Genomic DNA, 7,381 nt, shown 5'->3' on the forward strand with positions numbered 1-7,381 from the left:
TCTCCCTTGTCCCCTTGTCCCGCCACTCCCTACTCCTTAGTAAGGTAAAGGTGCGAACCTTACTAAAGGGATGCTACGTGGTGACACAGCAACCAAACGCTAACCAAACTCCACCCTTGGAAAGTGGCGATCGCACCGCTGTTTAATTGGGAAAATTATTGAGGCGTTCTAGGGCAACGTATCCTATTGATATGACACGGAAATGGCTTTCTATCGTGGGCATTGGTGAAGACGGGTTAGAGGGATTAAGTGCGATCGCTCGTTCCCTAATCGAACAAGCTCAAGTAATTGTCGGCGGCGATCGCCATTTGGCAATGTTGCCCGCAGATGACCGACGCGAGAAACTCACATGGACATCCCCAATAAGCGCCTCAATAGAAGAAATTATCCAGCGTCGGGGTCAGTCAATCTGTGTGCTGGCAAGTGGCGATCCCATGTGTTACGGCATTGGTGTCACCTTGACGCGGCATATTCCTGTCTCAGAAATTACAATAATCCCCGCACCTTCAACCTTTAGCCTTGCCTGTGCCAGACTGGGATGGTCTTTGACTGAGGTGGAAACCTTGAGTTTAAATGGTCGTCCACCCTCCTTACTCCAGTCTTACATCTATCCGGGAGCGCGACTGTTGATTTTGAGCGAGGGAAAGGATACACCCGCAACTGTTGCTGAAATATTGACAAAGCGTGGCTATGGTGGAAGCGAAATTACGGTATTAGAACGCATGGGCGGCATTCACGAACGGATTGTAGAAGGTACGGCCGCATCCTGGAGTGAAACCCAAATTGCGGCTTTGAATGCGATCGCAATTCATTGTATTGCTGATGCTGGGGTTGTACCTTTGCCGAGGTTGCCTGGATTACCAGATAACGCCTACCACCATGATGGACAGCTAACTAAGAGAGAAGTTAGGGCAATAACTCTAGCAGCATTAGCTCCCACACCAGGAGAACTGCTATGGGATGTCGGCGCGGGTTGCGGTTCGATTTCTATCGAATGGATGCGGAGTCATTTTCGCTGTCGGGCAGTTGCGATCGAGCAAAACTCTTCGAGACTGCATTATATTGCTGATAATGCGGTCGCCCTCGGTACGCCAAACTTACAAATCATTGCAGGTAAAGCACCTCATACTCTTAAAGACTTGCCTACACCTGATGCCATCTTCATTGGTGGTGGAGTAACAGCGCCGGGACTTTTCGATGTTTGCTGGGAAGCGTTACATCCAGGCGGACGTTTGGTGGCAAATGTCGTCACAATTGAAGGCGAGCAAACCTTATTTCAATGGCACGAACAAGTCGGCGGTAATTTGACTCGGATTGCCATCCAAAGAGCGGAACCTATTGGTAAATTTTTGGGCTGGCGAGCCATGGCACCTGTCACGCAATGGGTAGTAATAAAGTCTTGATTCTTGCAGTTTTTCAGGATGCCAATTTTAAGATCGCTCGATTGATTTTAAATACAGTATCAGAGTAAAAGCTTAATGCAATTTCAGCTTCATCTCCAGCATTGCTTTCATTTGCTGGGCATGGGTATTTTCAGGAAACACCCGCAGTAAATCCTTCAGATCCTGAATGGCATCCCGGATCTTGGCTTGGAAAGTAGTCTGCTCAACTGTAGTCTGATATAACTCTTGGGTGGTTGAGAGGTTGCCTACGACGAGGTGATAGAGTGCTAGGTTAAAGGTATTTTGGCAATTCTCAGGTTTTTCGGTGTGTTTTTGTTGGGCAATTTGGATGGCAATGTTTAAATCAGCTTCGGCGGACTCGGCTTGCTGGAGGACAAGGTAGACAAGGGCGCGGAGATATCGATACCAATCATCCTTGGGGTCAAGTTCAATGGCATGATTGAAGTCTTGCAACGCTTCCTCGTAGCGTTCCATCAAGCGATAGGTATCGCCTCGACGTGCGATCGACCAATCATCTTTGGGGTTAAGTTCAATGGCATGATTGAAGTCTTGCAACGCTTCCTCGTAGCGTTCCATCAAGCGATAGGTATCGCCTCGACTTGCGATCGACCAATTATCTTTGGGGTTAAGTTCAATGACGCGGTGGAAATCTTGCAGCGCTTCCTCGTAGCGTTCCATTAAGCAATAGGTCTCGCCACGACTTGCGATCGCCCACTGATATTTAGGCTTAAGTTCAATGGCGCGATCAAAGTTTTGCAAAGCTTTATCATACTGCTCCATCGAGCGGTAGCTTTCGCCGCAACGAAAGAAAACTTGAGAACTAATTAGGTGTGGATGGGTGTCGATTCTACGTTGAGCAAGAGACTGCCTCAACAAGTCATGCATAAACCGATAGCGACCACCTGCACGCTGAAGCAATAGCCGCTCTGTAGAATAGTTGAGAAAACGAGCATAGTCCCAAGGGATCGAGTTAGTGGCGTATAAAGATAAACGCACTATAAAATGATTGATGCAGATATATCCGCCTCCCAGCACAATCCATAGTAGCAGAGCTATAAACAAGGAATTTACCACAATGTAATGAAGGGAAGACGCTGAACCTTGTACAAGACAGACTATCAAGGTATGCAAGGGCACAAATGTTAACGCAATCAGGATTGCATCTCGCCACAAGTTCCTAATTCCCTGATTTGGTACTGATAGAGTTTTAATTTTGAAGCGCCATTCTTTAAAGTTAAATGGCTTGAGACTTAACAATGAGATTTGGATGCCTCCTAACACTGATTCTATCTGTGGCAAATTCTTTAAGGCATCTATTCCAAGCGCCAAGCCATACAAAGAGCCAATCCCAAATCCCAGCCAAAAACGAGAGCTTTCTCCAATCTGAGGTAGATCGATCAATCTATAGAATCGTCCCCAAAAACTTAGGGCAGGGATTGGCCTCCAACAAATTACGCCAATGATTAGCCCCCAACAAATTACTGCAAAAATAGTAAATAGCCATTTTTGAAGGGATGTTGACAGCCATGTTGTTTCAATTTGCTCAATCAAAAACTCGGTTTCTGATTCTTGCAAAAGCTCTAAGGCCAGAATTTCCAGCCACTTCTGACTCTGTTCGGGGCTAGGAATTTTTCGCTGACGATAGGCGCGGCTAGGGGTATCTTGTGTCAGCATCCGTCGCACATAGGCATCTAACAGTAAATTTAAGCGATCGCCTGCCGAAGTTGCCCGTTGCCACTGGGTTGGGTCTATTTCCTGATAGGCAAGTACCGCCATTGACAGCAACAAGGGTCTGCGAATCAGCGCTAGGAAATTCGCATCTGCCACCAAACTCTGTTTGAGTTCATTTCGGTTCGTTTCTGCCAAAAAAGTCTCGATCTGTTCGTCCGTCAAGTCTTGAAGATAAACGGCTCCATCAAGTTCCAGCTTTTGAGAATAAGTCTCATACTGCTCCCGCCGACAGCACAATGCCACCTGCCTCGGACGCAAATCTGATTTTAACCACTCGTTAATTGCCCGCACGCAATCCTGCTGATACTCTGGGCGCACCTCGTCCAGTCCATCCAGCAAGGGTATTAACCGTTTCTCTTCTAGCCATTGCTTAATTTGCTGCGGCAAAACACCATATCTCTCTCGCACCTTGCCAGCCAGCCAATTGGCGATCGACCAAACAGGCGCTTGTTCGGGAAGAGACTCAGAGAGATTTTTCTGGGAAGCCCCCCGGAATCGAGATGTAACTCCACTCCGCCTAGAAGCTGATTGAGATGTGGTAGGTTGCCAATCGGAAAGATCGACCAGGACAGGAATGCGCTGCTGCGGATTGTTTTCTGCCCTTTCCACCAATTCTAGAGCTAAGTCTAGCAAGCTCGTCGTTTTACCCGCCCCAGGTTCACCCAAAATCAGTAACCGCCCCGCACATTGGTCAAACACTTGCCCGATAGTCGTTTCCGGTGACAATAGCCGACTCGGTTGAGCGATCGCTACCTTCACCTCCATACCCCAAGGACGTACCTGTTGTGGCTGCGTCTCCTTGTGCAAATTGAGTCTTACAGCATGGTGCAGTTGTCCTTCAAGTCTAGATTCAACCCACTGCCTGACTGTTACCAGCAAGTCCCGTTCGGCGGGAGGACGCACCGTCTCCTGTGACTTAAGCAGTATATTGCCATTTACCTGCTCGATATTGATTTGGTCGCGTCCTCGGTTGCCATACTTGCGCCTACTGGGTTTTCCCATGCCTATGACCCGCCAATTCTGGGATTACCTTCAATTTTTTCAATATTAATTTGGTCGCGCCCGTAGTTTTTATACTCACGATTGGAGGTGGTTTGATTTTGAATATTGATAATCTGCTGCGCCACCTGCCGTAAATCTGTTGCAAAGGCAGCATCATCAGTCATGGCATCATCTAAATACACTTCTAACTTGCTCAAAGCTGCTGAAGAATGGTCAGTTTCCACCGCTGCGATCGCCGCTTCTGCTTTTGCATTTCCTTTAAACTTAGCAGTGATTTTATCTCGTAGCTCCTTCCCCAAGGAAATCGCCCCGCCCACTGTCTTCTTCGCTACTTCCCCAGCCCCCGACTTAGCAAATTCCTGAAATGCGAGGTTGAGAATTGCCCCTGCCGCGATCGTAGTTACTGGATCGGTCATTTCAATTCCTCAAAGTCACCACTTTTCCATTATCTTATGACCTCTTCTTATATGAGCGGTAGTGCGATCGCTACAGTTAATAATACATATGTTCTGATACTAAAAAAGCTTTAGCAATCAAAAAACTAGCAAGCCACATGGATAGCTTATTTTTGCCTAAATCTGATTATTCAACAAAATTTTTGTATTAAAAAAATAGCAATAATTATTCAGTCATAAAAATAAAAAATTAATATAGAAAACTAAAAAATTTTACTGCCGTTGTGATAGCTGCTTCACAAATTCCTGATGTTCCGGTGAATTCAATCCCTGTTGCAATACTGCTAAAACTCTCACCATATCCCCTATCAACAACGCCGATACTGCTAACCACAAACCAGGCATTACTTGACTTTTGATAATTCCATCAACATCTGGTTCGAGAAGCACATACTCACTTTCACTCAACCGAAACCAATCCAACCGATTTTCTAAAATCTGCCAAACAATGTACTCTTGAATTCTGTTGCGGCGATAAGCCTTTTTTTTGTCGTGTAAATCATAGGCTGCACTGCTGGCAGCAATTTCTGCGGCTAACTCCGGTGCGCCTTCAATGTAATCATCCTCTGTTAACCGCGACTGTCCGCCCAACTGGCGATCGATTAACAAGACTCCACCTGGTTGAGGTTCATTATCTCGATCTAGACGTACTGTGGGATCGATTCCTAACTTGATGCCTGGAGTGGCAATTTGATAAGTTCCCAACCAAATAACTATCTTTCCATGTGGTTCAGCGTGACGTTCAAAACGCAGAGGGGATGCCACATAGACGACTCCTTCAATTAGTTCAGCTTTTTTGATATCGGGTTTTGCTGTATAACGACGCTCGAATTCATGACGAGATAAGCGATCGCCACTTTCTAAGGGTGGAGTCTGGTTAGCGTTTGGTTGCTGTGTCACCATGTAGCATCCCTTTAGTAAGGTTCGCACCTTTATCTTACTAAGGAGTAGGAGTGGCGGAACAAGGAGACAAGGAAGACAAGGAAGACAAGGAAGAATTTATTTCTCCTGCCCCTCTGCCCCTCTGCCCCCCTGCCCCTCTGCCCCTCTGCCCCTCTGCCCTTCTACCCCTCTGCCCCTCTACCTACTGCCTCCTGCCTTCTTTACTTAACTTCTTCATACCAAATACCTACCGTCTCAAAAGCAGCATAAGCAAGCTTGAGAAAATGCACAACTCGCTGTCTTCCAAGTACCCCAAATTCTTTATAATCTCTTGCTTCAGCAAAGGTCAGGCGGTTTTGGTCAATTATATTTCTCTCTTTATATGCCAGCTTCGGAAAATCTACGACCTGAATTCTATGTTTTTTCAATAGCTTTTGCATAGCAGGGTCTGACTCAACATGTTCCCAATCGTCACACAGACCGAAATTCTTCACGAGAATATGAAGTATTTTGTCACCGTAGCTATTTACTGACTGCACAAACAAATTGAGACTGTCATACCCTCCTGTAGACACAAACCATTTGCAAAAACTTACTCCCTCAGCAGTTCCCAGTTCAAGTAGCTGATTTTTCTCAATCCAGTTTTTGACAGATCTATGCGATTGAGCAGCTAGATTAACAACTACTGGCTTAGACATCGCCATTTCAAAAATTCGATCTGCTTTATCAGCCTGCCGTTCATCTTCGGTAAATACAGCATACTGACATATTCCCTTATAAACACCGGCTACATCAGGATTAGACCTATCAGTCTCAACAGGTACAAACGGTATTCTCTTGTCCAGACAATACTGAACCATTGTCCGGGTTACTAGAGATTTCCCTACTCCACCCTTTTCACCATCTACTAAATGAATCGTCGGCATAACAGCTACCCCTAGTACTGATTGAAGTCATTTAAAATATTCGCTTTCGGCTTGGAAGTTTTTGGATTTCTTCGCCTACCAACTTTGGTAATTTCCTGTTCAGGCTCTATACTATCCGCTGATGACTGCTTCTGTGGAATTTCTAGAGTCAGTTGACCCAAATCTGCATTAAATTGAGAGGATTCAGTTGATTCAGATTCTGGTGACGTTGCTAATGCTGCTGGTAAATTCTCAGCAGAAGAGGAAGCTTGCTTAACTTGTTTTGATTTAGTCCCTCGCTTTCTTGAACTTTCTTCCTTATCAATCTCAGTTAAGTATTGCTTGAGTGTGGCTGCCGAAATTTTAATTTCTTGAGCAGCAAGTATTTCAGAAAGGTCTTGATAGCTGTAGCCCTTCTCCATAGCCGATTGTAACTGAGTGCGGAGGAAATAAATACTCTCTCGCAGTGTTAATTCTTCTTTAGGTTTCTCTTCTAACTTTTCTAGTTCTGCTACGGAAGCTTGGAGTTTATGAATAGAAATCTTTTGTCCAGACTTTGTGCGTGCCATTTGTGCCGCTGAATTAGCTCAAAATCTCATTAATCCTATCATCACACGCAAGCAAGCCAATGATAAAATCATACTCATTTATGAAAGTATCTCCATCCTAAAAGTAGCTGAGGGATAGTTTCTGCTCTTATGAGATTGAGCGAACATCATAAATCAAGCTTAAAGTTCAATGGCAGATTACCGATAGTAATGCTGGTATTCTTTGTGTCATCAATTCATTTCTCTGGTGCTTTGGGGCGTTCTATCGGGCGATCGCTCGAAGATAAAAGGTGCGTTACGCTATCGCGTTAACACACCCTACTGGCGTGTCAAGGCTAAAGTAGTGCAATAGAAAAATTCGATTATGTGTCTAAACTTCAATTTTTCAGAGATTTTTAATGCAACATTTTAGCCTTGCCATGCCACTACTGGCGTGTCAAGGCTAAAATGTTGCA

Annotated in this window: 7 protein-coding genes; 2 read left to right on the top strand and 5 right to left on the bottom strand. The window is 45.2% G+C overall.

Going from position 1 to position 7,381, the window contains the following annotated elements:
- Positions 1-191 precede the first annotated feature (191 nt).
- Positions 192-1,403 carry a precorrin-6y C5,15-methyltransferase (decarboxylating) subunit CbiE gene (cbiE, locus tag RMY31_RS15280; protein ID WP_322662216.1) on the top strand — a complete coding sequence of 404 codons (1,212 nt, stop codon included), beginning with the start codon at positions 192-194 and terminating at the stop codon, positions 1,401-1,403.
- 72 nt (positions 1,404-1,475) lie between these two features.
- Here the strand turns inward: cbiE and RMY31_RS15285 are convergent, their stop codons facing one another.
- The 5 genes from RMY31_RS15285 to RMY31_RS15305 all read right to left on the bottom strand — a co-directional run bounded on the left by RMY31_RS15285 (position 1,476) and on the right by RMY31_RS15305 (position 6,947).
- Positions 1,476-4,136, bottom strand: coding sequence for a tetratricopeptide repeat protein (locus tag RMY31_RS15285; protein WP_322662218.1), 2,661 nt, complete (start codon positions 4,134-4,136; stop codon positions 1,476-1,478).
- Between the two features lie 2 nt (positions 4,137-4,138).
- Positions 4,139-4,552 (bottom strand): hypothetical protein, encoded by a 414-nt coding sequence (locus RMY31_RS15290; RefSeq protein WP_322662220.1) that lies wholly within the window; start codon positions 4,550-4,552, stop codon positions 4,139-4,141.
- Positions 4,553-4,804: 252 nt separating this feature from the next.
- The gene (locus RMY31_RS15295; protein WP_322662222.1) at positions 4,805-5,494 is read right to left on the bottom strand and encodes a Uma2 family endonuclease; all 690 of its coding nucleotides are present in this window, start codon (positions 5,492-5,494) and stop codon (positions 4,805-4,807) included.
- 200 nt (positions 5,495-5,694) lie between these two features.
- On the bottom strand, positions 5,695-6,399 hold the full coding sequence (locus tag RMY31_RS15300; RefSeq protein WP_322662224.1) for a mobilization protein: 705 nt from the start codon (positions 6,397-6,399) through the stop codon (positions 5,695-5,697).
- An 11-nt stretch (positions 6,400-6,410) separates the two neighbouring features.
- Positions 6,411-6,947: a hypothetical protein gene (locus RMY31_RS15305; protein WP_322662227.1), complete on the bottom strand. Its 537-nt coding sequence runs from the start codon at positions 6,945-6,947 to the stop codon at positions 6,411-6,413.
- A 202-nt stretch (positions 6,948-7,149) separates the two neighbouring features.
- Between RMY31_RS15305 and RMY31_RS15310 the strand changes: the two genes are divergently transcribed.
- Entirely contained in the window at positions 7,150-7,278 is a 129-nt protein-coding gene (locus RMY31_RS15310; protein WP_322662229.1) for a hypothetical protein, read from the top strand.
- Positions 7,279-7,381: the final 103 nt, after the last annotated feature.

The sequence above is a fragment of the Dendronalium sp. ChiSLP03b genome (genome assembly GCF_034531165.2).
Lineage (GTDB): Bacteria > Cyanobacteriota > Cyanobacteriia > Cyanobacteriales > Nostocaceae > Dendronalium > Dendronalium minutum.

What these genes read in the sequence shown, in the direction of transcription:
- cbiE (WP_322662216.1), top strand. Translation starts at nt 192, where the DNA reads ATGACACGGAAATGGCTTTCTATCGTGGGCATTGGTGAAGACGGGTTA.
- RMY31_RS15285 (WP_322662218.1), bottom strand. Translation starts at nt 4,136, where the DNA reads ATGGGAAAACCCAGTAGGCGCAAGTATGGCAACCGAGGACGCGACCAA.
- RMY31_RS15290 (WP_322662220.1), bottom strand. Translation starts at nt 4,552, where the DNA reads ATGACCGATCCAGTAACTACGATCGCGGCAGGGGCAATTCTCAACCTC.
- RMY31_RS15295 (WP_322662222.1), bottom strand. Translation starts at nt 5,494, where the DNA reads ATGGTGACACAGCAACCAAACGCTAACCAGACTCCACCCTTAGAAAGT.
- RMY31_RS15300 (WP_322662224.1), bottom strand. Translation starts at nt 6,399, where the DNA reads ATGCCGACGATTCATTTAGTAGATGGTGAAAAGGGTGGAGTAGGGAAA.
- RMY31_RS15305 (WP_322662227.1), bottom strand. Translation starts at nt 6,947, where the DNA reads ATGGCACGCACAAAGTCTGGACAAAAGATTTCTATTCATAAACTCCAA.